This is a genomic window from Halostagnicola sp. A-GB9-2 (genome assembly GCF_030068615.1).
In the GTDB taxonomy this organism is placed as follows: domain Archaea; phylum Halobacteriota; class Halobacteria; order Halobacteriales; family Natrialbaceae; genus Halostagnicola.
On sequence record NZ_JASJOC010000001.1, the window covers coordinates 175,913 to 200,083 of the forward strand.

Below are 24,171 nucleotides of genomic sequence, written 5' to 3' on the forward strand. Positions count from 1 at the left end.
CGGTGGTCGGTTGCGCTGTCCGACGAAAGACCGCTATTCGACTAATCCGCCATCTTCTTCGCTCCCGTGCTGGACCCAGACCGTCTTCGTGTTGACGAACTCCCGAATTCCGTCTCGAGCGAGTTCGCGGCCGTAGCCGGACTCCTTGACGCCGCCGAACGGTAATCTGGGATCGGACTTGACGAGTTCGTTCACGAACGCCAGTCCCGACTCGAACTGTCTCGCGACGCGTTCACCTCGAGTCTCGTCTTCGGTCCAGACGCTCGCACCGAGTCCGAAGCGCGTGTCGTTGGCTTTCTCGATGGCCGCCTCCTCGTCGGGAACCCGAAATACCGTCGCGACTGGGCCGAACAACTCCTCGTGATCGGCTGGCGATCCCTCGGGAACGTCCGAAAGCACCGTCGGCGGGTAGAACGCCCCTTCCCGGTCCATCGGTTCGCCGCCGATATGTAACTCCGCTCCCTGATCGACAGTCTCCTGAACTTGTTCGTCGAGCGTCTCCATGAGGTCCTCGCGCGCCTGCGGGCCAATATCGGTTTCTTCGTCCATCGGATCGCCGACGACCCGCCCGTCCATCCGCTCGACGAATCGCTCGAGAAACTCGTCGTAGACGTCATCGACGACGATGAACCGTTTCGCCGCGATACAGGACTGCCCGGAGTTGATGAGCCGAGATTGGGTCCCTTTCTCGACCGCGGACTCGAGGTCCGCATCGTCGAGAACGACGAACGGGTCGCTCCCGCCGAGTTCGAGGACGGTCTTTTTCAGTTGACTCCCCGCAGTTTCGGCGACCGACCGGCCCGCACCGCTCGAGCCGGTGATCGTGACCGCGTCGATTCGGTCGTCTTCGATGACCTCGTCGATTTCGTCGGAGCCGATCAATAGCGAACTGAACGCGCCCTCGGGACAGCCAGCTTCTCGAAAGACCTCTTCGATGGCTCGAGCGCAGCCGGGGACGTTCGAGGCGTGTTTGAGAACGCCCACGTTCCCGGCGGCGAGATTCGGAACGGCGAAGCGAAACGCCTGCCAGAACGGGAAGTTCCAGGGCATGATCGCGAGCACTGTGCCGAGTGGCTCGTAGCTGATCAGCGTCCGAGCGTCCGCGTCGCTCGCGACCCGCTCGTCCTGCAGGTGCTCGGCGGCGTGTTCGGCGTAGTACTCACAGAGCCAGGCACACTTTTCGACCTCCGCTCGGCTCTGTGCGATGGGTTTTCCCATCTCCGCTGTCATCAGCTCTGCGTACTCCGTCTCCTTCTCTCGCAACTGCTCGCCGGCTCTGGCCAGCATCCGCTGTCGGTCTTCGATCGGAACGTCTCGCCACTCAGCGAACGCCTCCTCGGCCCGCTCTACGGCCTCGTCTCGCTCCGCGGTCGACTCTCCTTCGTACGTCTCGAGCGTCTCGCCGGTCGCGGGATTCGTGCTTTCGATGGACATGAAAGAGGTCACGGGGAGTAGTGCCAAAGTTCGCTGGGCGGAATTCGCCGGCAGTACGACGAGGATGATTCGCGTCGACTGTCGGCTCCCAACCCATACTTTCAATTCGCCCACTCGCGCACACACTCTGTATGGCTCGTCGAAGCGTGCTCTTTACGCCGGGAGACCGCCCGGAGATGCTCCGAAAGGCACCGAAGTCCGGTGCGGACGTGATCGTGTTCGATCTCGAGGATGGGGTTTCCCCGGATCGAAAACAACAGGCACGAGAGGGCGTTGTAGACGCTCTCAGCGATCCCCGATTCGATCCCGACTGCGAGGTCTGTGTCAGGACCAACGCCGAACCGGAACTGAGGGATGCCGATCTCGAGGCGCTGGTCGATTCCGGACAACTCACACTTGACGGCCTGATGCTCCCCAAGACGGCATCGGCTTCGGACGTCCAGTCCGTCGTCGATCGACTCGAAGAGTACGCGACAACAGTCCCGATTTTTGCGCTCATCGAGAGCGCTTCCGGCGTTCTCGAGGCTCCGAAGATCGCCCGCGTTCCGGAAACCACGGCGCTCGTTTTCGGTGCTGAAGACCTTTCTGCGGACATCGGCGCAACGCGAACATCGGCGGGAACCGAGGTTCTGTACGCTCGAGAGCGCATCGTGCTCGCGGCGGCGGCGGCCGATATCGATGCCATCGACACCGTCTTTACCGATTTCGAAGACGAATCTGGCCTGCGAACGGAAACGTCATTTGCGATCCAATTGGGCTACGACGGAAAACTCGCGATCCATCCCGCGCAGATCGAACCGATCAACGAGGCGTTCGTCCCCGAACCGGCGGATCTCGAGTGGGCGCGCGACGTTCTCGCGGCCAAACGCGAGGCCGACGACATCGACCGCGGCGCGTTCGAAGTCGATGGTGAGATGATCGACGCGCCGTTGGTCGCTCAAGCGAATCGAATCCTCGAGCGTGCCGAACTCGAAGATGGAGAATACTGACCGTTCATCCAATATATGGTGATATCCATATCAATTAATGTACTATCGACACCATCCCATGATAGACATTCGCTACGCTTATCCCCTGTTCAGAAAAATAGGCGCGTATGTCGGAGCAAACGAACCCATTCGAAAGTTTGCAATCTCAGATCGACGAGGCCAGTTCTCACGTCGACGTCGATAGTGACGTCCTCGAGCGCCTCAAACACCCGGAACGAGTTCTCGAGACGAACCTCACCGTCGAACTCGACGACGGATCGCTCGAGCGATTCAAAGCGTTTCGGTCCCAATTTAACGGTGACCGCGGCCCCTACAAAGGGGGCATTCGATACCATCCGGGAGTGTCTCGCGACGAAGTCAAAGCGCTCTCCGGGTGGATGGTGTACAAATGTGCAACCGTGGGGATTCCCTACGGCGGCGGGAAAGGCGGGATAATCATCGACCCCGACGAGTACTCCGCAACCGAGATCGAACGGCTCACGCGAGCGTTCGCGAAGGAACTCCGGCCGATGATCGGCGTCGATCGGGACGTGCCAGCACCCGACGTGAACACGGGCCAGCGGGAGATGAACTGGATCAAAGACACCTACGAGACGCTCGAGAACACCACTGAACCCGGCGTCGTCACCGGAAAAGCACCTGATTCAGGGGGTAGCGAGGGTCGCGTCGAGGCGACCGGGCGATCGACCGTTCTGGCCGCACGCGAAGCGTTCGACTACCTCGATAAAGACCTCGAGGGAGCGACGGTCGCCGTGCAAGGCTACGGAAACGCCGGCTGGATTGCCGCGAAACTGATTCACGAAATGGGTGCAACCGTGGTCGCGGCCAGCGACTCGAGCGGTGGCATCTACAACGCCGACGGCATCGATCCGGTCGCCGCGAAAGACCATAAACACGAAACGGGGAGCATCACCGGCTACGACGGCGCGGCCGAGGAGATTACGAACGAAGACGTCCTCACGCTCGATGTCGACCTCCTGATCCCGGCAGCACTCGAGAACGCCATCGACGGTGACCTCGCACCGGACGTTCAGGCCGACGTAATCTCGGAGGCCGCAAACGGCCCGCTCACGCCCGAAGCCGACGAAATACTCGCCGACGAGGACGTGCTGGTCATTCCGGACATCCTCGCGAACGCGGGCGGCGTCACCGTCTCGTACTTCGAATGGGTGCAGAACCGCCAGCGGTTCTACTGGACGGAAGAACGGGTCAACGAGGAACTCGAGGCGATCATCGTCGACGCGTTCGCCGATCTCGTCGACACGTACGAAGCGAACGATCTTCGGTCGTTCCGAACCGCCGCCTACGTCGTTGCAGTTCAGCGGGTCGCCGACGCGTTCGAAGAAGCGGGAACGTTCCCCTGATCGGCGCTTCGTTTCTACCTGCGCGCGCTTCGCTCCTGACTCCGCGCGGAGTTCGACGCTCGTGATCGATTTCCAACCGGTCCGTTCGATACTCGGTAGCTTTTTCTCGTCTGCTCCGAATCTCCCTCCAACGCTTGAATGATCCGAGATCGGCTGGCGGTGTACCGCGACCGTGTCCGCCGCGAGCTGACTACCGCATTTGCGGAGGATCACTCGCCTCACGAAGTTGCAGTTAGTTTTGCGATCGGATTGTTCGTCACATCGATGCCCACCGGCGGGCTCGGACTCGGGTTACTGGCTGCGATGGCATATTGGCAGTCGTGGACGAGCAAGACGGCAATGTTCGGAGCGGTCGTCTGCATGAACCCGCTCGTGAAACCCGCAGTGTACGTCGCGAGTTATCAGCTTGGGAGCATGCTCCTCGGATCCGAACAGCTCGTCTTCGTCGGTCACGGGACAATCGACACGGCATTTGCCCTCGTCCAGTTCTTGCTCGTCGGAAACTTCCTCATCGCACTGGCGCTTTCCGGGCTCAGCTACCTGATCGTGTTACACCTTACCCGATCTTACCGCCGTAGAGAGGATCCGTCCGTTGGATCTTCGCCGGTTTCGGTCGCGCTCTCGCTGTTCAACCGGCGAAAATAGCCACCGAAGCGTCCATCAATTTGTCGTCTCGCCGCAAGTCATAAAATTGCGTACGCGATAAGCAAACCGCCAAACACGGCGAACGCGACTCCGACCCCTCGAGTGGCTCGCAGTCGATCCTTCTGGCCGATTGCCTCGGCACGAACCGGCGTCGCACCGCGTTTTCGTTGGGCCTCGAGAATAGCAGGTGCGTACAGGATACCCCCAATCCCGAGTCCAAGCATGCACAATCCGGCAATGAGTATGAAAGCCATCGATGGACTGTGGTTTCCACCGGGGCGATTTAAAGGCCGAGTTCTCGGCCGATGACGAGGTGCTGGATTTCGCTGGTCCCTTCACCGATTTCCATGAGTTTCGCATCGCGGTAGAATCGTTGGGGGGCGAAATCCGTGGTGTAGCCGTAGCCGCCCAGAACCTGTACCGAATCTTCGGCGACCTCTCGAGCGGCTTCGCTCGCGTCGAGTTTCGCGAGCGCGGAGGCTTTCGTAACGGGTTCGCCGCGGTCGTACTTCCGTGCGGCTTTGTGAGTCAGCAGTCGCGCACGCTCGGTCTTCCGGTACATATCGACGACTTTGTCGCGGACGGCGTCGAACTCCGAAATCGGCTGACCGAACTGTTCGCGTTCGGTGCTGTATCGCTTCGCGTGCTCGTAGGCTCCCTGGGCCAGCCCTGTCGAGAGCGCGGCGATGGAGATGCGACCCCCGTCAAGGGTCTTTTTTGTTTGCTCCCAGCCCTCGCCCTCCTCGCCCAGAAGACGATCGTCCGGGAGTCGTACGTCGTCAAGCGCGATTTCACAGGTGGGAGAGGCGTTGAGCCCCATCTTCTCCCAGGTCGTCGTCACCTCGAAGCCGTCGTCTTCGTTCGGGTCGACGATGAACGTCGAGATGCCGTCGTAGCCGGCGTCCGGGTCAGTTACGGCCTTGACGAGAATCGAACCCGCGACGGACGCGTTGGTGATGAACTGCTTGGTCCCGTCCAGGACCCACTCCGAGCCGTCCTTTCGGGCCGTCGTGTTCATATCGGAGGCATCCGAACCGCTCTCGGGTTCGGTTAACGCCCAGCCGCCGAGATACTCGCCCTCGGCGAGCGGCCGAAGCCATCGTTCCTTCTGGTCTTCGGTGCCGAACAACTCGAGCGGTTTCGACGCCAGCGAGGTGTGTGCGACGTAGGACAGGCCCACCGAGCCCGAAACCCTGCCGATCTCTTCGGCGACCAGCGCGTACATCAACGTATCGCCGCCCAGCCCGCCGTACTCCTCGTCGATGGGAATTCCCATGATATCGAGATCTGCGAGCGTATCGAAAATCTCCTCGGGGAACCGGTGTTCGTCCTCGATCTCCTGAGCGATCGGCTTGATTTCGTCCGTACAGACGTCCCTGACGGTTTTTCGAATCATCCGATGCTCGTCGGATAGATCGGCTTCCATACGCAATACTTGCCACCTCGAGCAATAAACGCACCGACGGCTCGAGTAGTGTTCGCAGCTCGGCACCGGAAAATCGATCGGCGGCGAACCCGAGAGAGCGGCGAACGATTTGCTCCCTACCAGCCTCGGTCGTCGAGGTCGCCGTCCGAGTCGTCAGCGTCGTTGTTGTCCGCGTCGGCAGCGTTGTCCGAGTCGTCAGCGTCCGACTCTTCAGGGTCTTCCGCGTCTGTCTCACCCTCGTCGAATCCACCACCGACACCGTCACTGCCGGTGCCGGGGTCGGCGTCGTCCCGTTCGGCGTCACCATCGAGACCCGATTCGTCGTCCGAGTCGCCCGAATCGTACCATTCGAACTCGTCTTCGCCGTCGGCCCCACCGGAACTGTCCGACGCCGACCACGGATCGTCGTCATCGTCGTCGCCGAATTCGTCTTCGTCAGCGTCGTCTGGAATATCGGCCGTCTCATCCCACTGCGAGTCCGTCGCGTGACCGGTTGCCGAGCCGCCAGCGGCCGTGCCTGCGACGTCCCCGCGAATCAATGCGCGCTGGTCCGGGATCAGATCGAGTTCCCCGTCGGTATCGCCGAGCAACAAGAGGGCGTAGTACTGGAAGTACGCCGTAATCGGTGCCCAGACCAACGACAGCACCAGCAGAAACAGGAGAAATCCGAGGAAAACGAAGAGGAACAGAAGAATTCCGCCGATTGCGCCCAACTCCGCGAGAACGGCGACCAAGATGAAAAGCAGAATCATGAACGGAATCGCAAGCACGAACGATGTGATAGCGATCACGGCCCACGCCGTGATCGTGATGACGAGCAGGAGGATCCACGCGATCACCAGATAGACGACGTACTCCGTCCAGTTCGCTTTGAACGTCGACCAGAAGCGACTCCAGGCGCTCAACACGCCCCGCTCCTCGAAGAGCATGACCGGAGCGACGAATTCGGAGGTAAAGCGAAGAACGGCACTATAGACGAGCGTAACGACGAACCCGTAGGCCACGAACGCGCCGAGGGTGCTTCCCGAAGCCTGATCGAGTCCGCCGCCGGTCGTTGCGACGTAATAGAGCGGACCGCCCACGAGCGCTATCGAAGCTAGTATGACGCCCACCCGGAACACGAAGAGCCGAAGCCCTCGGCCGAGGTTCTCTTTGAAGTACCGTCGAAAGTGTATCTCATCGGAGCGCAACGACTCGATGAAGACGAACTCCATGATCGCCTTGATGAGGGCGTACACCAGCCAGATCCCCATGAAGATGAGCCCGATGATGACCAATCCGGCGATCAGTTCCTCCAAGGGAAACTCCTCGCCGGTCTCAGCCTCGAACTCTTCCTCGAACTCCGCCCACTCCTGGGTCTGGGTCGGATCCTCCGAGTACATTCCGATATCTCCCATCGGAATTCCCGGCCCGGTCATCCCGAGGCTACTCACGAAGAAAACGATCAGCGCGAGTTTGAGCACGAACCCGATTCTGAGCGGCGTAAGGAACTCGCGGGTTGCGTCGATCGCATCGCTGAGGTCATCGACAGCGTACATGATTGATCAGGGTTTCTATCGCCACCATGAAAATAATATTGTTATGACGGTCACTCCCGTTTTCAGGACGATTCGGTTCTCCTCACTCTCGAGAGTGGGCAACGTCGACGTTCATCGAACACCTCTTATCGGCAACAGTTCGGGACTCATATAAGCCCAAAACCCCTCACTGCCACCACATGGATATCCGCCAGCTCGCGCGTGGGTCCGTCGAGTGGAGCCGTATCGAGCGTGTTATCCACACGCTGGTGGATCGGTACGACCAAGAAGTCGTGCGCGTCGAGTTTCTCGAGGCGGACAACTGGCTATCGACCCCCTGTGTAATCGACGACAAGTGGTTCGTCAAGATCGTCTCGAAGCAGAACGCGCTGGTTCACGGGTTGTTGACGGCCGGCAGAAACGTTGGGGCGTTTTCCTCGGGAACCGAGGGATTCTTCGATCGGTTCGATACGCCACTCCAGATGGTCGAACACGAGTACGAAGCGACGAAGCGAATCCGAGAACTGGGGCTCAACGCACCGAAGCCGATCGAGTCGTTCGAAGTTAACGGCCTCGGCGTCCTCGTCCTCGAGTACCTCCCCGACTTCCGGTCGCTCGACGACGTTCCCGATTCGGTCGTCCGGGCTCACGCGTCAGAACTGTTCGAGATGCTCGCGACGATGCACGCCAACGAACTCGCACACGGCGACCTCCGCGCAGAAAACATCCTGCTGTGTAACGACGAACTCTACGTCATCGACGCGACGAGCATTTCCGACGGTCGACTGTCGGAAAGCACGGCGTACGACCTCGCCTGCGCAATGGCCGTCCTCGAACCGCGGATCGGATCCCGAGCCGCCGTCGACGAGGCGGCGGCCGTCTACAACGCAGAACTCCTGCTTTCGGCTCGAGAATTCCTCGATTTCATTCGAATACGCCCCGATCATCAGTTCGACTCGACGCGACTTCGAAGCGAGGTCGAAAAGGTAGCCGATTTACAAAAGTAAGGATCGAATGCTTGGTGTATAGACAGGCCAGATTTCCCGAATCGTATTCCGCTTTTCTGACGCCACTGCACACGCTAGGAACGATGAATCCTGGAAACGAAGAGTGGGTGGCGAAAGGCGTGGGCGAGCGGTGGATCCGTCCTTCGAGGAGTTCGGCGGAGTTGGAGACGAGCAGTACCGGTCAAGACGAGAAAAGCGTCGTAAACCGGTATCTCGTATGCGGGGCGGGAGCAACTAAAAGATCCCGGTTGCGGAACCGACTGTCGTTCACCTCACCTATTCTACCTAGAGTCGCGTTCGACCGCTCTTTCGGTCGATCTGGAATCGCATTCGACAGCTCTTCCGTTCGGTCTGGAGTCGCGTTTCGAACCGTTTTTGAACTGCTTCGGTTAGGACCGGCGGTCCTCGAGCGCGGGGAAAGCGGATCGGACGCTTTCGACGACGGCAGGATCAACCGTCGTGGATACCAGTGCCGGATCGTCGCCGCTCGAGGCCAGACGAACGCCCCAGGGATCGTACACGGTCGATCTGCCGATTAGTTCCGCGTCCTCGAAGGAACCGGACCCGTTGACCGCCGCGACGTAACACTGATTTTCGATCGCTCGAGCGCGCGCGAGCGTTTCCCAATGCTCGACTCGCGGATATGGCCACGCGCTCGGGATGAGGAGAAGTTCGGCACCCGCATCGACCAGTTCGCGATACAGTTCAGGGAATCGGAGATCGTAGCAGGTCGTCACGCCGACGGTGAACCCACAGATTTCCGCGGTTTCGACCCGCTTGCCCGCCACGAGAAGTTCGCTCTCGGCGGATTCGTAGCCAAAGAGGTGATGTTTTCGATAGACTAACTCGAGGGTTCCGTCCGATCCAAACAGCGCCGCGGTGTTCGCGAGGCCCTCCTCGGCGGGCGTCGGGACGGCCTCGGTCGCCGCGAGATCCTCGACGATGGTTCCCGCGAGGACGGCAACGTCGTGGTCGACGGCCGCGTCCCTGAGTCGATCGAACGTTTGCCCGCGGATCGGTTCGGCGTAGTGCTCGTACTGATCGAACGCGAAGTAACCGACGTTGAACAGTTCCGGGAGCACAACGAGGTCGGCACCAGAAGACGCTGCTCGAGCCACCGCCGCCGTCGCTCGTTCGACGTTGCCGTCGACGTCGCCCGGTTCGATCCCGATCTGTGCGAGCGCCAGTTCGGTCGCCGAGCTGTCGGTCAAGTGACCTGTCTCCATCGAACCTGTCGTTGAATGATCGGCCGTCATAATGGGTGATCAGCGAAATGCGGGTCAATCAGCGGACCGGGAGTAGTCGTCCGAACGGATGTCGTTCTCGAGTCCGCGACGAAGGTTCTCGAGTTCCTCGTCGAGGTTTCGCTTGAAGAACTTCTCGACGCCAGGCAGTTTCCCGTCGACGACGAACTGGTTCTCGAGGCGAGCCCCGTTTTCGGTCTCGACGATGTCGTGATCTCCCGTGACGTCCATCACTTTCGATCGGCCGACGAACTTGACGTAGTTCGGTGGCTCTCGAGTGACGTCTTCGGTCTTTACGGTAATCGTCTGTCGAATCAGCGGGATCGGTAACTCGACGTGCCACGTTGCTTTGTTGCCGGCTTCGTCATCGATCGTGTACTCGGAGACGACACTGATAGATCGCGCTCGGTTCTCCGGGTCGGAAATGAACTCCCAGACGCGTTCGGGGGAAGCGTCGACTTCGAACGATCGATCGACCCGTACTGTCATGTGAGTTGTATCCGTGGTTCACGGGTAAAAAGCCGGTGAAATCGGCGACTGACTCAACTGAGCGTGACTTTCCAGGTTGTCGAACGCGCCCGACCCCACTTCTCGATATCGACGTCTTCCGATTTCTCTGCGAGGTGGGGGAGGCGAGCGCCGACCTGTTTCGATGAGAGATCGATAGCTGCGGCAATGTTCTTCGCCCGGAAATACTGTTCCCCTCGGGCTGCACTCTCACGGAGATAGGAGAGAATGCGCTGTTCTTCGTCGGAGTAGTCGTTCATCGTCCGTGTTCTGTCTAGGGTGTCTGTGGCCTTAACTCTTAACGGCTAAGACCAGCTTCTGACTGTGAAAATCGCCAGCAGTGACGGGTTATGAACGCGATACTCGAGGAGTGGACCGAGAGAAATACGATCGGCAGGTTGTCGCGGATTGATTCGACAGCGACGCCTTCCGTTTACTCCCAGATGTGAATACCGGCGACCGCGATTATCCCGAACGCGACAGCTCCAGCAAAGCCCCAGGCCGCCGTAATTTCGGGAACACCACCGAGCTCGAGCGCACCGACTATCATCGCAACAGCACCGACAACGACGAGTGCGCTGAGTGCCATCGTGAGGCCGACACCTTTGTCCGACGCAGATTCCGTTTGGGTAGTCATATCAAGCCGGTTTCGAGTGAAGTCTCTTAATTGCACTCATTCGCGGTGATTCTCGCCACCGGCCAGAGCTGCTGTCGAGGCGGTGTGAACGACTCCGGCAGGTCGAATTCCCTTGAAAAAGACGGAACGACCTTATCTGATCGTCGTGTGCTCGGACTCTTCGTTGAGCGCGAGATTGGCGGCGATTTCCGCGTTTCGCATGGCGTATCCCGCGGTCTGTTGGACACTGACCAGCACCTCGCGAACTTTGAGGAGGTCGTCGTTGTCCATTTCGGGTAGTTCCGAGAGGATCTCTTCCTCCCGGTCCGCGATGTCCTGGTAGAGTTCGCGAGCTTCGATCGTCTTGTCGTAGTCCCGCTCGACGGCCGACTCGACCGCGAGGGACGTGATCTCGTCGACCAGTTCGGTCAGTTCTCGGATTTCGCGCATGACGCTGCTGTCGATGTCGAGCGTGTGACCCTTCGTCTCCATCACGATATCGGCGATATCTTCGGCGTTGTCGGCGGTCAACTCGAGGTTCTTCGCGATCGAGCGGTAGCCGATTAGCGGAAAGCCGCTGTTGAGACCGACCGCACGGGCGAGGTTCGGATTCTGGTAGGCCGTAAAGATCAGGCGGAGCAGTAAGACGAAGATCTTGTTCGCCTGTCGCTCGCGGTTTAGAGCCCGCTGTGCGAGGTCCGGGTTTCCGTGGGCGAGCGCTTTGATGGCTTCGCCACGCATCGTCCGGCCGGTTCGCTCGAGTCGCTCGAGCAGGCTATCCAGCGTGAAGTCCTCCGGGTCGACCGAACAGCGAATGGAGATGTTCTCCGGCGTTTCTTCGATGACGCCGAGTCCCATCAACTGCGTTTCCGCGCGGTAGACCGCGTTGATGTGATCCGACTCGAGCGCGCCGTCTTCGCATTCGATTCGAATGACGCGTCGACCGAGAACGTACTGGGCGACGATCGCTCGTTCAACGGCTTTCGAGTCGAGATTGTCGGCGTGGATGATCGCCTCGGTTTCTTCCGAGTTCGCAGACTCGGGCATCACCGTCAGCGTTCCTTTGCCGCTGGTTCGAAGCGACACTTCGTCGCCTTTCTCGACATCGTGTTCGGATGCCCATTCGGCGGGGAGCGTCATTGCGAGCGTCGACGGACCAAGCCGCTGCACTTTCCGCGTTTCCATACCGCTCCCTACGCAGGACGCGACCTTAATCCTGACTATATACTCAATACATTCTACTGCGTCGTTATATCCTTGCGTCGTTCAGAATATTGCGTCTCATCCTTAAACAACCTTCACGAGGCGGGTGGTATACCGCCCCGTCTGGACCTTGATCCAGCCGCGAAGCGTTTCGTCGAGTTCGTCGTCGTCGGTGTCGACATGAAACGTCCCGATGCCGTCGAGTTTCTCCTCTGACGCGACGATATCGAGCGCTTCGGATCGTCGAATAACGGCCGGCGAGATCTGGTGATTACCGCGACCAAAGAGAAATCCCTGTCCGCCGATCGGAGAGACGACGATCGTGACCGGATCCTCGAGGACCGCCAGTATTTGGTCTTCGGTCGCGTCTCGCTCGAGGAGCTCGCCGCCTCGCCAGACGTCCACGCCGAGCGGGGACGGATCGATGTCGAGTTCCGATTCGATCCGACCGACGGTGCTTCCGGGGCCGAACACGTAAGTCGTCCCCCGGTCGATATCTCGGGCATATCCGGCAGCCAGGGATTCGACGTTCCCGCTCGCGAGTTGTTTGCTCGATTGGACCTCGGAGGAAACGGGAACTGAAACGACCGCTTTCAGTTCCGACCGAACCGTCCCATCCCGGTAGGCGTCTTCGTCGATATCGTTTACCTCCCGCGGTTCGACCCGGTCGAACTCGGCAGCGACTCGACCGGCGTCGGCTGGCGTAACGGCGAACACCGAGGAGTAGATTTTCACGCCCGCCGGGACGCCGAGCATCGGCGTATCGACGCTGGCTTCCTCGAGCACTTCGGCGACGTCGACGGCGGTCCCGTCCCCGCCGACGAACAGGACCAGGTCGACATCGCACTCGAGAAACGAGCGAACCGCTCTCCGCGTGTCTTCGGCCGTCGTCTCCTCCCCGTCTGCGGACGCCGAACGCGAAAAACCTTCGGACGCGTCGGGCTCGAAGACGACTTTCGGCTCGAATCCGGCGGCTCTGACGGCGTCCTCACCCAAACTTCCCGCCGCTGTGTAGACGGAAAGCTCCGAACGGAGCCGAAAGAGCGTCTCGAGCGCGTCGCGTGCGCGACTCGGAGCCCGCGGTTTCGCACCGCGACGGCGGGCCTCCTCGAGTTTGCCGTCCGTTCCCTTTAGGCCGACTCGCCCGCCCATACCTGCGATCGGATTGACGACGAACCCGATTGAGTTCATAGGTGGGATAGCGGGGACGGCTCCAAAAACGGTGTGGCTTCCCGTTCGGCTACCACTGCGATCCACCGCGGCTCACCGTTTTTCTGAAACGTTAAGAGGGATGGGACGGGAGTATCGACCATGACTGCACTGACACACCTGCTCCTCGAGGCGGAACCGGCACTTCCGATGACCATCGTCGGCTGGGGCGTCCTGCTCGTGAGCCTCCTAATAGCCGTCGTCTGGCTTGCGTTTTTGTATCGTTAACTCGGTTGTTCGGTCCGATCTTCGAACCACTCAGCCGCAGCTTGGACGGTTTGGAGGTCGGTACTTTCGATCGCCACTCGCACGGATTCGCCGGGATAACTCCCGACGGAGACATCGAATCGGTCCCTGAGTTCGGCGAGTCGATCGAGCAGTGCGCTTTCCGGTTCGTCCGCGACGACGACCTCGCGATGGGTCCGAACGCCGTTGAATTCGCCGGCAATCCCGTCGAACATCGATTTCATCTCTTCTGGGACGCCGGGGAGGACGTAAATATTCTCGAGGACCACACCGGGAGCGACGCCGTTCGTATTATGCAGCGCTCGAGCACCTGCCGGAAGATTCCCCGTTCCGTCCGTTAGATCCTCGTGGGAGTAGCCGCCTTCCTCGGCGAGCCACTCGAGCGCTCCCTCGTGCGGTTCGAGTCGTCGCCCGACCGCAGCGGCGACGCCTTCCATGGTTACGTCGTCGTGGGTCGGTCCGAGTCCGCCCGTGACGAGTACGGCGTCGTACTCGGCTCGATACTCGTTTACTACTCGGGCGAGATCATCGATGCGATCCGGTATCGTCGTCACGCGCTCGACGGCCACCCCGCGGTCGGTGAGTTGCTCGGCGAGCCACGTCGCGTTGGTGTTGGCTGTTCGCCCGGCGAGTAACTCGTCCCCGACCGTTACCACGGCAACGTTCATAACACTTCGTTCGAACTCCGCGACCATAGGTATCTCGTCGCCCGGTGCCGTCGTCGACGCTTCGAACGCTGTCGACGCCCCGACCGCCGTCGGCAATTCGCTTGGAGAGGAACTAAGTATTCTCGAGATCATCTCCGAGTATGAACAGTAGAGTCGAGTCCGATGGAGCCCCGGTGAAAACGGACCGTTCCCGAACGACCGACATTGTCGGCACAACCCGAACGCTCCGGATCGGACACGATCGCCCCATCAGGATCAGTGCGGGGCATCGAATCCTCCATCACGACGGCAAATGCGCTCGACCACACGGACACAATTACGAAGTTTCCGTCACTGTTGAAGGCGAACTTACCGAAGAAGGATGGGTCGTCGACAAGGGAGATATTACCGAGGTGATCTCTGAGTGGGATCACATGTTCCTGCTCGAGGCCGGTGATCCGCTGGTCGACGCTTTCGAAGCGGCCGGCGACGGCGACGCGCTCGTCGTTCTCGAGCACCCCCCGACTGCGGAGGTGATGAGCGTCGTCTTGGAGAACCGCCTCGCGGATTCCCTGCCCGAGAGCGTGGACGAGATTACCGTCCAGGTGAGCGAAACGAGCGAACTCTGCGGCGGAGGCACTCGCTGAGATGCCCGTCTCGAGTTCCGGTCCGGGTTCGAAGGGTGCCTCCGCCTCGAGCACAGGAAGCGATTCCGGGCAGGAGTCGGATGCTGTCGAGAAGCCGAAGGGGGACGCACTCCCGATCAACGAACTCTTCTACTCGATTCAGGGCGAGGGAACGCTCGCGGGCGTCCCATCCGTGTTCGTCCGAACGAGCGGCTGTAACCTCCGGTGTTGGTTCTGCGACTCCTATCACACCTCGTGGGAACCCACCCACGCCTGGATGAATCTCGACGATATCGTTTCCGAAATCCAGTCCTTTGAGGAGGCGAATCACGTCGTCCTCACGGGCGGCGAACCGATGCTCCACGACGAGTCAGTGACGCTTCTCGAGCAACTCGACGAACTGGGCTATCACACGACGGTCGAAACTAACGGGACGATCTTCCGCGACGCCCCGATCGACCTCGCCTCGATCAGCCCGAAACTCGAGAACAGCACGCCGACGCCCGAACGCGATCCGAGGGGCGAAGTTCCGAAGGAATCTCGGGACGGTGACCGGTGGCCGGCGGGAGCCCTGAACCGGGACGAGGGCGAGTTCGAATCGAAGCACGAACGCGACCGGATCGACCTCGAGTCGATGAGCCGACTGCTGGAAACCTCCGACTTCCAGTTGAAGTTCGTCGTCACGGGCGAGGACGATATGCCCGAAATTCTGTCGCTCCTCGAGGACCTTCGGTCGGAATCTTCGGTTCCGATCACCGCCAACGACGTTCTGTTAATGCCCGAAGGCGCGACTCGAGAGCGCCTCGCGGAGACGCGGACTCGAGTCGCCGAACTCGCGATGGATCACGGCTTTCGATACACGCCGCGGCTCCACGTCGACCTGTGGAACGACGCCCCGGAAACGTAGACGACGGATTAGTACCACAAATGGCTCCAAAAACAGACATCGACGCGACCGACGAATTGACTTCCGAAGGCGACCGCCCCCGTGATCGCGCCGTCGTCCTCCTCTCGGGCGGCATGGACAGCGCGACGGCGGCCTACGAAGCACGAGAGCGCGGCTACGACATTTACGCGTTGCACACCTCCTACGGCCAGCGAACCGAGAGCCGCGAACTCGAGTGCGCCCGCCAACTCGCGAGCGAACTCGCGGTCGAGGACTTCCTCCGGATCGAAACGGGACACCTCGCGGCAATCGGTGCCTCGAGTCTGACGGACGAGGAGATGGCCGTCGAAGACGCGGATATGGAAAGCGAGGAAATTCCGGACACCTACGTCCCGTTTCGCAACGCGAACCTGCTCTCGATGGCGGTCTCCTACGCGGAGGCCAACGACTGCGAAGCGGTCTTCATCGGCGCCCACAGCGAGGACTTTTCGGGCTACCCGGACTGTCGGCCCGCGTTCTTCGACGCCTTCGAACGCGTCGTCGAGGTCGGAACGAAACCCGAGACGGAGATTTCGATCGAAGCCCCCTTCGTCGAGTGGTCGAAGACCGATATCGCCGAGCGAGGACTCGAGCTCGAGGTACCCTACGAACACACGTGGTCGTGTTATCGTGAGGATGAGCCCGCCTGCGGCACCTGTGACTCGTGTGCGTTCCGGCTGCAAGCGTTTCGAAACAACGGCGTTCGGGATCCGATTGCGTACGCGACGCGTCCTTCATATCCACAGAGTTGACGGTTCGTATCCGTTCCCTCGAATGCTTTCCTCACAGACGAACGACTCCCGGAAACTCGCAGGCACACCCAGCGGACATTTTTGTGAAGTCGCCCAATCGGTGCGAGCGACACGCATGGGGAAACGCTCATCTGTCACTGCGTCGAATCGACCGATAATGGGCCTCCCTCTCCTCGAGTGGTTTCGCGACGAAAATGGCGACTGGACGGTCCCCAGGGGACGTAAGGGTGAGTTCGTCGCGCTCGCTGTCGCCCTTCCGGTTTTAGCCTATTTCGTCGCGCCGGATCCGGGAGCGCTTCACCCGGGCTGGCTCTGGCCGGTAATCCCACTCGGAATCGCGAGCGGGCTGCTCTACACCCGGCGCTATCGACGTCACGTTATCGACGCGATCCCCGAAGATACTGGCAGTTGGGTGATCCTGACGATGCTCGGGGGCGGGTTCGGCCTCTCGACGCTCGAGGCGCTCGGTCTCGCGCGACCAGCGATGTTTTTCGCCCTCGCCGCGGGACTGACGATCCTGAGCGTGTATACGCTTCGCCTCCTCTCACCACTCCACGACGATTGTGAGCCCGCGCGTCGCGGCGTTGAACCGCCGAGTGGAGAAGAGCCCAAAAGCACACCCAAATGAGCTGTTAGTCGTTGATCACGTACTCGTTTTCGACCGTTTCCGGTTGAATAACGGTTATTTCGCCCCCTTCTTCGTACTCAGATATGGCTTCGACAGCGTCCTCGAACTCCTCGAGCGACTCGTCGAGTTCGAAGTACGCCAGAGACGTGATCCCGCCCAGTTCGGCGGTCCACTCGAGTAACTGCTCGACTTCACCGGCCGACGGATCCGACACTCGCGGACAGAGCGTCGGATTGGTCGCGTAGCCGCCGACTCCATACCGGCCGGCAAAGCCGAGTTCGTGGTGTTCCGCACAGAGATCGAGCGTCCGCTCGTTGTACCTGCCGGTCGGATAGGAGACGTATTTCGCGCCGTCCTCGTAGCCGTTATCCTCGAGCCACTCGACCGCGTCCGCGAACGCATCTTCCTGCTCGTCGTCGTCGAGTCCGGTCGGGTTCTGTGCGTTGTGCGTGTTGCTCGCGATGGTCCAGTCCGCATCAGCGAGTTCCTCGAGTTGCTCCTCGGTGAGTCGGTCGCCTTCTGCTTGCTCGTCCTCGCGAATGCGCCCGGGCGGGACGAAGGCGGTCGCCGGATAGTCGTACTCCTCGAGAATGCCGAGCGCTTCCGTGTAGTGGTTCTCGTAGCCGCCGTCGAGCTGGATCATTACCATACCGTCGTCGGGACGGGGGACGAAGTGAAGATCGTCGATCCAGATCTCCCGGCCGTCGTCTTCGCCGCCAAGCATCGTAATCTGAATCTCGGAAACCTCGCCCATGTCCGCGTCGTCATCGGCTTCTGCGACGCCGAAGTTGGTTCGCTCGAACGAAAGTTCGCCGATCTCGCTCCGGAACGCGAGCAGGTCGCCGTCGTCGTCGAACAGCTGTATCAAGAGATCCGACAGGGAGCCCGACTCGACGGCGAGTCCGGGGCTCATCCCCGAGAAGTCTTCGGAGTCCGACAGCTCGCGTGCGATCGTGACTCGTCCGTCGGCCTCGGTCTCGAGGTGGGCGGACTGGGAGCCGGTGTAGTATCGGTCCTCGTCGGCGGAGAGCGATCCTTCGATCGTCTCCCAATCGTCGAGGTCCTCGAAATCGTCGAACTCTTCGACGCCCCCGGTTTCGTCGTCCCCCTCGTCTCCACTGTCGGATGCGTCATCGTCCGAGGGCTCGTCACCGTCGTCATCGTCGCCCGATTCGTCGGGGTTATCCAGTTCGGCGCAGCCAGCGAAGGCGACTGCGCTGATTCCCGCGGTTGTCGTGAGATACGTTCGTCGGTTCATCGGAGTGTCCAGTCCTTCGAGAAAATCCCGGTAAGTTATTGATCGGGTATCTACGCTGTATCCGTCGCCTCTCTGAGACAACGAACGGCTTCAGTGGCGGTAAACGATTGTCATCCCGAAACGATCCGAACGTCGTCTCGGTATCCGGACACACCGGAAATTACCGATGCTCGCCGCTTCAGGACAGAACACAGGCTCGAAGTGCAATTTCATCTGGCTGGGGAACGTGATTCCGGACAGCGTAAGGGGTGCAAAACGCTGTATGGTGCGGTTTACTCGAGTGGGGTCGCTGAAAACTGCTCCGGGAGACTATTCGCTCGAGTCGGTTTGGCGCTTTCCTCGTTCGATGGTCGTAGCGTAGATTCCGGCGAGGACGATTCCCCCGCCGACGACGGTCACCGCGTCGGGGACTTCCGCGAGCAGTGCCAGCGCCAGGATGGTCGCCCCGACCGGTTCGCCTAGCCAGGCGACGCTCACGACGACCGACTCGAGGTGTTTCAGCACCCAGTTGATGATCGTATGGCCGAAGATACCGGGGCCGACGGCCATCCCGAGAAAGAGCAGCCACTCGCGGGCCGGATAGGCGACGTAGTCGTGTCCTTGAGTTCCAACGAGGACGAACAAGGTCACCACACATGTGGTGTAGACGACGGTTACGTACGGGAAGAGCGAAACGCGCTGGCGGATCGACCGCCCGGCGAGGACGTACCCCGCGACGGTGATCGCACCCAGCACCGCAAGCGAGTTGCCGTAGGCGGTGGCATCCGAGAGCGGCGCCTGACCCGCATCCCCGAACGACATCGCAGTCGCCCCGGCGAGTGCGACGACGATACCGATCACCGTTTGCCGGTTGACGCGCTCGCCGAGCAAGAGCGCGGCCCCGATCGCTACGAAGATGGGCTGGGTCTGAACGAGCGTCACGCTCGCCGCGACGCTCGTGTGATTCAAGCTCTCGAACCAGGACACAAAGTGGATCGCCAGTGCGACGCCGGCGAGGCTCGCAAATCCGAGGTCGCGACTCGAGAGTCGGCCGAACTCCTCGCGGTGGAACGCGAACGCGATCGGTGCGACGATGGCAGTCGTGAAAAGCACGCGATAGAAGGCGGCGACGGAACTCGGAGCAGTACTCCAGCGGACCAAGATTGCACTCGTACTGGCGGCAAAGACCGCGAACGCGAGCGCGGCGACCGGCGTGGTCTGGACGTTCGTCCGCACTGTTACTGCTCGATGATCTTCCTGCCGGAACTAACCTGTTTCGAAGGCGACACACTAGGTTGCTCCCGACGGTTGCGTCATTGGCAAGGAATCGGTGGGCCGATCCGATGGAAGGATACGCTTTCGAAGCGAGACTTAGGGGTACATGCCCTCGGCTTCTCCGCTTGCGGCGTCGAGACCGACGATATCGTCTTCGGACAAGTCATCGTAGTCCTCGACGTACGCGACGGCGTCCTCTCGGTCCGCGAACGGAACGGGGCTGTCCATCGGCGCGGTGGTTCGGTCGTGGTCGTGTTCGAGGACGAACGTTGCGTCCTCGGCGTCGGTCAGTTCGCCCGTTTCGAACCCCGATACCCACGCACCGGTGATTTCGGAATCGGGTCCGCCGTGGTTCGGATCGGTCGGGTCCGCGTAATAGGCGAAGAGACAACCGGGCGAATCGAAAAATGTGGCACCGTCCTCGCCGTGAACGAGTTGTGCGTCCCAGTCCTGCCAGTCGTTCGGTTGCATGTTACAGACCGGGCAGTTGTACCCCTCTGGTGGATCGATCGGCTCGTCACTCGGGTGGTCCACGAGCTCGAGGGCTTCCCCACCGTTCTCGCTCCCGGATCCGTCGTCAGCGTTCGTTCCGTCGTCGCCCTCATCGTCCAGACAGCCTGCGAGGAATCCGGTTCCAGCGACAACGGCGACGAGTGCCCGTCTCGAGACCGAACAGGCATCGGATCGGTTCATAGTTCATCTAGCCAATACGGCATCAAAACCCGTTTGGTTCGTCTCTCGAAGCCGCTGAACTCGCCCGGCCAGCGGTCGAAGTTAGCGCTTTGCCTCGAGGCGCTCTTTCGTCCGCTTGTGACGGGCCCGAAACATCGGCTCGAAGCCGACCCGCGAAAACGGAGTCACGAGGTCGCCGACGGAACCGAACGGGAGCGTGTACTCGACGCGATCGCGGAGTATCGTTTCCTTGCCGTCCGCGAAAAACGAGTGCGTGTGAATCCACGTGTCGAACGGGCCGTCGACCATCTCGTCCCGAAAGAAAGCGTTGCCGTCTGACCGTTCTCGCGCAGTGATCACCGATGTCCACCGTTGTCTCGGTCCGACGCCGAACGGTCGGATGGAGAGCGAAACCTCGGACCCGGCCTCGAGCACGCCCGGGTCGAGTTCCCCATCCGGCCCGAGCACCGATTCGACGCGCAATTCCATCCATTCTGGCGTGAGCGCTTCGAGCCCTGAAACTGTCGAGTGAAACTGCCAGACCTTCTCTATGGGTGCTCGGATTCGCGTTTCACGCTGGTAGGTCGCCATAGTGAGAACACGTGGTCAACCGGCAAAAGGGCGGAGCCTCTATTCGTTGACGTGGTTGCCGGGAGACGAGCGAGCTACTTGAGACGTTCCTGAAGGAAAGACGGGTGAGCCGCGGTAACGCCCTCGATCTCGAGAATCTCGTTCGAGATGATCTCGCCCAGTGAGTCGCCATCTTCGGCTCGAACTTCGGCCATCAACATGTGATCGCCACTCGAACTGTACAGCGCCTCGATCTCGGAAAGGGCCTTGAGATCGTTGGTCGCTTCGACGTACCGTTCGCTCGCGACGTCGATCCCGACGAGGGCGATCGTCTGGCTCGAGAGTTTCTTTGGATCGATGTCCGCAGAATATCCGATAATGACACCCTCCTCCTCGAGTTGCTTGATATATTTTCGAACGGTTGGTTTCGAGACGTCCGCCCGATCGGCGATATCGGCGTAGGACGCCTGCGCATCCTCCTCGAGAACTTCGAGGATGCGATCTTGCGTTCCCTGAGTGCTCATACCAGTATGTTTTGCTGGCGAAGAAAAATATCTTTTGTATCTGGAAACGACGGATTGCTGACGATCGAAATCATGGTAATACTGTAATCAGGCGAGCTGAGTGCAATCGCCCGGCGAGTTTGCGGATCCGAAGCATCTATCGTCGCCCTTATTCTTTTGGTGGGCACAAGCACAACCAATGGTCGACTACAATCTGGTGAGCGGTCTCGTCTGGCTCGTCTGCGGTGTGGTTATCCTGTATCTCGGCTATCTGATCGCCATTCAGGGGCGTGCGGACCTGCACTCGGCGTACGAGGAGTCAGTCGACCCCGCCTACGCGTCTCGGTGGGCGGGTGGAACGGCACTTCTCATGGGCGTCCTCGTCGTGACCTACGCGGTTCGAGAGATGGTCTACGGCTTCCAACCGTATGCCCTCGGCGGACTGGTCGTCGTATTGTTGGTGCTGAGTTACGTCTCGAAGCTGTTCGCCCGCGGCTACGGTTCTCGAGACGGCTCGGACCACGAGTCGAACGATTGATATAATTCTACGACACATTCGGCTGTGTCAACAACCCCGACCACAAGGGTCGGGGCTTGTCAGTGAACCCCCGCTTTGGCGCACTTAGGCAGAGGCGTTGAAATCGCCATTCGCGCTCACCGTTCCTGACTTCAGGGCCAGTTGACTGGTAGCCCGTCCAGAACCAGACTTGAGCCAGTTCTGGACAAGACGCCACGCCACATTCCGTGCAGCGTTGTAATCTGCGTGGAGTTCCTTCCCACAGTTTAGGCACTCGAACTCGTCACCATCGCGGTTATCCTCGTGTGTGAACCCACACTCACCGTGATTGCACCGCTGCGACGTGTACTGAGGAGCGACGGTTTCGACTTCGATGCCGTATTCTTCAGCCTTGTACTCGACCTGTCGCTGGATTTCTCTGAACGCCCACTGCTGGAAACTTGAAAGCGTTCGAGATGCGCGTCCAGATATACGTCAATCGCTCGAACGCGATGTGCGTACAGTCGTTGTCAACGCCCTCTCGAATGATACCGTTCGACACGTCGTGCAAACGCTGGCGACTCCACTCAGCAAACCAGTCACCGATTGACTGGATGGTGAGGTGCGCCGAGCGCGTCCCCGTCTGTTGCAGGTTTCCACGCCGACGCTCGTACTCGTCGCGCTTATGATTCAACTCGTCCGCGTTTCCAAGGAACGCTCCAGTGCTGGTGACAGCGAGGTAGCCATCCACGTTGAGGTCAACGCCGAGAACCACTCCGTTCTCGGTCGAATCGTCGCTAGAAACAGGTTCGACTTTTTCCTCAACGGCAACGTGGAGGTAGTACTCACCGTCGCGCTTGTGGAGCGTGGCTTCTTTCTTTTCCCACTCATCCTCGTTCCAGTACTCCTCGAATGGCGTATCCTCGTCGTCGTGTGGGAGGACGTATTCGGCTGTCACGCGGTCGCCAGTGGTGGCGAGTGTCACGTGGCCACGTGACGTCGTAAACCACAATATCCCACCCGCGGTCGGGAGTCCTCGAGCTTCAGCGCGGGGAGGATGTCAAGTCGGTGGATCGTAGGACCTCGGCGAGGAGATGGTAGTTTCGGTGGCGGAGTCGATCAGCAGCGAGGCGTAGTATACCGGTTCCGTGGAGAGATTCAAGCCGAGAGCAAAACCATTATTCCACCGCGATATACGAAATCGAATCCGGTGAAATAATAACCCCCGCCAAGAGATGAATCTGGCATGACCCGGTCCCGTTTCATCATCCTTTTTACCGCGATCGCGCTCCTCGTTCTAACAGCCGGCTGTATCGGCTTGACCGATGACGGTGACGACCCGGGTGAACGCGTCCAGCAGGAACTGGCCGAAACGGAGCCGCCGGAAGCGCTCTCGGCGACGGTCGAAACGTCGACGACGATCGAAACTGCAAACGGCTCCGAGACCCAATCGACGACGGAATCCGTTTGGCTCCGAAACGATGGAACGAGCCGAACCGAAGCTGTGAGCGGTGAAACGGACGGATCCGACGGCGGTTACGTCGTCGTCAACGACGGCGACGAAGTCTGGCACCAGGACAACGAGACGGGTTCGGTAACGAGTTACGAAACCCAAACGAGCAACCAGAGCCGCCTCGAGCGCATCTACGAGGAACAGGAGCGGTACTTCGAGCGCTTCGATGTCCAATCCGTCGACGAGACGACCATCGACGACCGTGACGCCCACCGCGTCGTCTTCGAGCCACCACAAAACGAAACGCTCGAGCGGTCGATCGACATCATGGTCGAGGAGACGACCTACCGGATTCCACTCGAGACGAGCCTCGAAGACGCCGGCGACGAGCACGCGGAGGAAATAGAGATTTGGTTCGACGAGGAGACGCTCTTTCCGCTCCAGTATGAGATGAACTCCGAGTCCACCGAGTTCGCCGTGAGCTACGAAGACGTTTCGTTCGACGAGTCCTTCGAGGACGAGCTATTCGAATTCGAGCCGCCAGCCGATTCGGAACCTGAGGGAATTACCTTCCCAGAATTCAACGAATACGACGTCGTCGAAGACGCTGACTCGGCGGTCGACTTCGACGTGCGGGAGCCCGGTCCGGAAACGATACCAACTGATTTCGAACTCGATTCCGTTCAGGGGGTTACCTACCCTGATGAGGACCGAACACAGGTTACCCAGACCTACCGAGTCGGTAGCGAACGGAGTCTATTGGTTGCCGTCGGCGACGGCCCACGAGAGATACCCGTCGACGGCTCATCAATAACTATCAGCGATGTCAACGCAACGATCGGCGAGACCGATCACGGAACGGAACTCGAGTGGAAACACGAGGGCAACTACTACCACCTCTTCGGTGACGCGGAACTCGAAGAGCAGACGCTTCTCGAGATAGCCGAGTCACTACTCCGTTGAGTCTGGTGGACTCCCAA

General features: G+C 60.2%; 29 protein-coding genes. 11 read left to right on the forward strand and 18 right to left on the reverse strand.

Going from position 1 to position 24,171, the window contains the following annotated elements:
- Nucleotides 1-33: 33 nt before the first annotated feature.
- A complete protein-coding gene (locus QNM96_RS00930) occupies nucleotides 34-1,434 on the reverse strand; it encodes an NAD-dependent succinate-semialdehyde dehydrogenase (protein ID WP_283834127.1) in 1,401 nt (466 codons plus the stop codon).
- A gap of 131 nt (nucleotides 1,435-1,565) precedes the next feature.
- Between QNM96_RS00930 and QNM96_RS00935 the strand changes: the two genes are divergently transcribed.
- The 3 genes from QNM96_RS00935 (at nucleotide 1,566) to QNM96_RS00945 (ending at nucleotide 4,432) form a co-directional block, all read left to right on the forward strand.
- Nucleotides 1,566-2,423 (forward strand): CoA ester lyase, encoded by an 858-nt coding sequence (locus tag QNM96_RS00935; RefSeq protein ID WP_283834128.1) that lies wholly within the window; start codon nucleotides 1,566-1,568, stop codon nucleotides 2,421-2,423.
- A gap of 107 nt (nucleotides 2,424-2,530) precedes the next feature.
- Nucleotides 2,531-3,787: a Glu/Leu/Phe/Val dehydrogenase gene (locus tag QNM96_RS00940; RefSeq protein WP_283834129.1), complete on the forward strand. Its 1,257-nt coding sequence runs from the start codon at nucleotides 2,531-2,533 to the stop codon at nucleotides 3,785-3,787.
- A gap of 159 nt (nucleotides 3,788-3,946) precedes the next feature.
- Entirely contained in the window at nucleotides 3,947-4,432 is a 486-nt protein-coding gene (locus QNM96_RS00945) for a DUF2062 domain-containing protein (RefSeq protein WP_345782508.1), read from the forward strand.
- Nucleotides 4,433-4,470: 38 nt separating this feature from the next.
- Here the strand turns inward: QNM96_RS00945 and QNM96_RS00950 are convergent, their stop codons facing one another.
- The 3 genes from QNM96_RS00950 to QNM96_RS00960 all read right to left on the reverse strand — a co-directional run bounded on the left by QNM96_RS00950 (nucleotide 4,471) and on the right by QNM96_RS00960 (nucleotide 7,396).
- The gene (locus tag QNM96_RS00950; protein ID WP_283834131.1) at nucleotides 4,471-4,686 is read right to left on the reverse strand and encodes a hypothetical protein; all 216 of its coding nucleotides are present in this window, start codon (nucleotides 4,684-4,686) and stop codon (nucleotides 4,471-4,473) included.
- 29 nt (nucleotides 4,687-4,715) lie between these two features.
- Complete coding sequence (locus tag QNM96_RS00955; RefSeq protein ID WP_283834132.1) at nucleotides 4,716-5,858, reverse strand: acyl-CoA dehydrogenase family protein; 1,143 nt, start codon at nucleotides 5,856-5,858, stop codon at nucleotides 4,716-4,718.
- Between the two features lie 116 nt (nucleotides 5,859-5,974).
- Nucleotides 5,975-7,396 (reverse strand): hypothetical protein, encoded by a 1,422-nt coding sequence (locus QNM96_RS00960; RefSeq protein WP_283834133.1) that lies wholly within the window; start codon nucleotides 7,394-7,396, stop codon nucleotides 5,975-5,977.
- Nucleotides 7,397-7,575: 179 nt separating this feature from the next.
- On the opposite strand from QNM96_RS00960, the gene QNM96_RS00965 reads away from it, so the two are divergent.
- Nucleotides 7,576-8,382, forward strand: a complete 807-nt coding sequence (locus QNM96_RS00965) for an RIO1 family regulatory kinase/ATPase (protein ID WP_283834134.1) — start codon at nucleotides 7,576-7,578, stop codon at nucleotides 8,380-8,382.
- A 389-nt stretch (nucleotides 8,383-8,771) separates the two neighbouring features.
- Here QNM96_RS00965 and QNM96_RS00970 read toward each other — a convergent pair whose 3' ends face one another.
- The 6 genes from QNM96_RS00970 to QNM96_RS00995 form a co-directional block, all read right to left on the reverse strand.
- Complete coding sequence (locus tag QNM96_RS00970; protein ID WP_283834135.1) at nucleotides 8,772-9,608, reverse strand: carbon-nitrogen family hydrolase; 837 nt, start codon at nucleotides 9,606-9,608, stop codon at nucleotides 8,772-8,774.
- A gap of 54 nt (nucleotides 9,609-9,662) precedes the next feature.
- Nucleotides 9,663-10,115 (reverse strand): SRPBCC family protein, encoded by a 453-nt coding sequence (locus QNM96_RS00975; protein WP_283834136.1) that lies wholly within the window; start codon nucleotides 10,113-10,115, stop codon nucleotides 9,663-9,665.
- A 53-nt stretch (nucleotides 10,116-10,168) separates the two neighbouring features.
- Entirely contained in the window at nucleotides 10,169-10,393 is a 225-nt protein-coding gene (locus tag QNM96_RS00980; RefSeq protein WP_283834137.1) for a hypothetical protein, read from the reverse strand.
- Between the two features lie 173 nt (nucleotides 10,394-10,566).
- The gene (locus QNM96_RS00985) at nucleotides 10,567-10,770 is read right to left on the reverse strand and encodes a hypothetical protein (protein ID WP_283834138.1); all 204 of its coding nucleotides are present in this window, start codon (nucleotides 10,768-10,770) and stop codon (nucleotides 10,567-10,569) included.
- 132 nt (nucleotides 10,771-10,902) lie between these two features.
- Nucleotides 10,903-11,934: a phosphate uptake regulator PhoU gene (locus QNM96_RS00990; protein ID WP_283834139.1), complete on the reverse strand. Its 1,032-nt coding sequence runs from the start codon at nucleotides 11,932-11,934 to the stop codon at nucleotides 10,903-10,905.
- A gap of 102 nt (nucleotides 11,935-12,036) precedes the next feature.
- Complete coding sequence (locus QNM96_RS00995; RefSeq protein WP_283834140.1) at nucleotides 12,037-13,143, reverse strand: ATP-NAD kinase family protein; 1,107 nt, start codon at nucleotides 13,141-13,143, stop codon at nucleotides 12,037-12,039.
- 120 nt (nucleotides 13,144-13,263) lie between these two features.
- Here QNM96_RS00995 and QNM96_RS01000 point away from each other — a divergent pair, with 120 nt between their 5' ends.
- Nucleotides 13,264-13,389, forward strand: a complete 126-nt coding sequence (locus tag QNM96_RS01000) for a hypothetical protein (protein ID WP_283834141.1) — start codon at nucleotides 13,264-13,266, stop codon at nucleotides 13,387-13,389.
- Here the strand turns inward: QNM96_RS01000 and QNM96_RS01005 are convergent.
- Nucleotides 13,386-14,075 (reverse strand): molybdopterin-binding protein, encoded by a 690-nt coding sequence (locus QNM96_RS01005; RefSeq protein ID WP_283834142.1) that lies wholly within the window; start codon nucleotides 14,073-14,075, stop codon nucleotides 13,386-13,388. The two genes, QNM96_RS01000 and QNM96_RS01005, sit on opposite strands and share 4 nt — an antisense overlap.
- 140 nt (nucleotides 14,076-14,215) lie before the next feature.
- Here QNM96_RS01005 and QNM96_RS01010 point away from each other — a divergent pair, with 140 nt between their 5' ends.
- From QNM96_RS01010 to QNM96_RS01025, 4 genes are all read left to right on the forward strand, one after another.
- The gene (locus tag QNM96_RS01010; RefSeq protein WP_283834143.1) at nucleotides 14,216-14,701 is read left to right on the forward strand and encodes a 6-pyruvoyl tetrahydropterin synthase family protein; all 486 of its coding nucleotides are present in this window, start codon (nucleotides 14,216-14,218) and stop codon (nucleotides 14,699-14,701) included.
- 1 nt (nucleotide 14,702) lies between these two features.
- Complete coding sequence (locus QNM96_RS01015) at nucleotides 14,703-15,587, forward strand: 7-carboxy-7-deazaguanine synthase QueE (protein ID WP_283834144.1); 885 nt, start codon at nucleotides 14,703-14,705, stop codon at nucleotides 15,585-15,587.
- A 20-nt stretch (nucleotides 15,588-15,607) separates the two neighbouring features.
- Nucleotides 15,608-16,357, forward strand: a complete 750-nt coding sequence (queC, locus tag QNM96_RS01020) for a 7-cyano-7-deazaguanine synthase QueC (RefSeq protein WP_283834145.1) — start codon at nucleotides 15,608-15,610, stop codon at nucleotides 16,355-16,357.
- 157 nt (nucleotides 16,358-16,514) lie between these two features.
- Nucleotides 16,515-16,985 (forward strand): hypothetical protein, encoded by a 471-nt coding sequence (locus QNM96_RS01025; protein WP_283834146.1) that lies wholly within the window; start codon nucleotides 16,515-16,517, stop codon nucleotides 16,983-16,985.
- Nucleotides 16,986-16,989: 4 nt separating this feature from the next.
- On the opposite strand, the gene QNM96_RS01030 is transcribed toward QNM96_RS01025, so the two are convergent.
- The 5 genes from QNM96_RS01030 to lrpA1 all read right to left on the reverse strand — a co-directional run bounded on the left by QNM96_RS01030 (nucleotide 16,990) and on the right by lrpA1 (nucleotide 21,263).
- Nucleotides 16,990-18,243 (reverse strand): polysaccharide deacetylase family protein, encoded by a 1,254-nt coding sequence (locus QNM96_RS01030; RefSeq protein WP_283834147.1) that lies wholly within the window; start codon nucleotides 18,241-18,243, stop codon nucleotides 16,990-16,992.
- A 309-nt stretch (nucleotides 18,244-18,552) separates the two neighbouring features.
- On the reverse strand, nucleotides 18,553-19,458 hold the full coding sequence (locus QNM96_RS01035; RefSeq protein ID WP_283834148.1) for a DMT family transporter: 906 nt from the start codon (nucleotides 19,456-19,458) through the stop codon (nucleotides 18,553-18,555).
- Nucleotides 19,459-19,593: 135 nt separating this feature from the next.
- Nucleotides 19,594-20,190, reverse strand: a complete 597-nt coding sequence (locus QNM96_RS01040) for a nitrous oxide reductase accessory protein NosL (RefSeq protein ID WP_283834149.1) — start codon at nucleotides 20,188-20,190, stop codon at nucleotides 19,594-19,596.
- A gap of 81 nt (nucleotides 20,191-20,271) precedes the next feature.
- The gene (locus QNM96_RS01045; protein WP_283834150.1) at nucleotides 20,272-20,760 is read right to left on the reverse strand and encodes an SRPBCC family protein; all 489 of its coding nucleotides are present in this window, start codon (nucleotides 20,758-20,760) and stop codon (nucleotides 20,272-20,274) included.
- A gap of 74 nt (nucleotides 20,761-20,834) precedes the next feature.
- Nucleotides 20,835-21,263 (reverse strand): HTH-type transcriptional regulator LrpA1, encoded by a 429-nt coding sequence (gene lrpA1, locus QNM96_RS01050; protein ID WP_283834151.1) that lies wholly within the window; start codon nucleotides 21,261-21,263, stop codon nucleotides 20,835-20,837.
- A gap of 178 nt (nucleotides 21,264-21,441) precedes the next feature.
- On the opposite strand from lrpA1, the gene QNM96_RS01055 reads away from it, so the two are divergent.
- Complete coding sequence (locus QNM96_RS01055; protein ID WP_283834152.1) at nucleotides 21,442-21,780, forward strand: hypothetical protein; 339 nt, start codon at nucleotides 21,442-21,444, stop codon at nucleotides 21,778-21,780.
- Nucleotides 21,781-21,864: 84 nt separating this feature from the next.
- On the opposite strand, the gene QNM96_RS01060 is transcribed toward QNM96_RS01055, so the two are convergent.
- Together QNM96_RS01060 and QNM96_RS01065 are read right to left on the reverse strand one after the other, a co-directional pair.
- Nucleotides 21,865-22,230 carry a transposase gene (locus QNM96_RS01060; RefSeq protein WP_345782520.1) on the reverse strand — a complete coding sequence of 122 codons (366 nt, stop codon included), beginning with the start codon at nucleotides 22,228-22,230 and terminating at the stop codon, nucleotides 21,865-21,867.
- A complete protein-coding gene (locus QNM96_RS01065) occupies nucleotides 22,145-22,723 on the reverse strand; it encodes a hypothetical protein (RefSeq protein ID WP_283834153.1) in 579 nt (192 codons plus the stop codon). The genes QNM96_RS01060 and QNM96_RS01065 overlap by 86 nt, the downstream gene beginning before the upstream one ends.
- Before the next feature lie 261 nt (nucleotides 22,724-22,984).
- Between QNM96_RS01065 and QNM96_RS01070 the strand changes: the two genes are divergently transcribed.
- The gene (locus QNM96_RS01070) at nucleotides 22,985-24,154 is read left to right on the forward strand and encodes a DUF4367 domain-containing protein (RefSeq protein ID WP_283834154.1); all 1,170 of its coding nucleotides are present in this window, start codon (nucleotides 22,985-22,987) and stop codon (nucleotides 24,152-24,154) included.
- The last annotated feature ends 17 nt before the right edge of the window (nucleotides 24,155-24,171 follow it).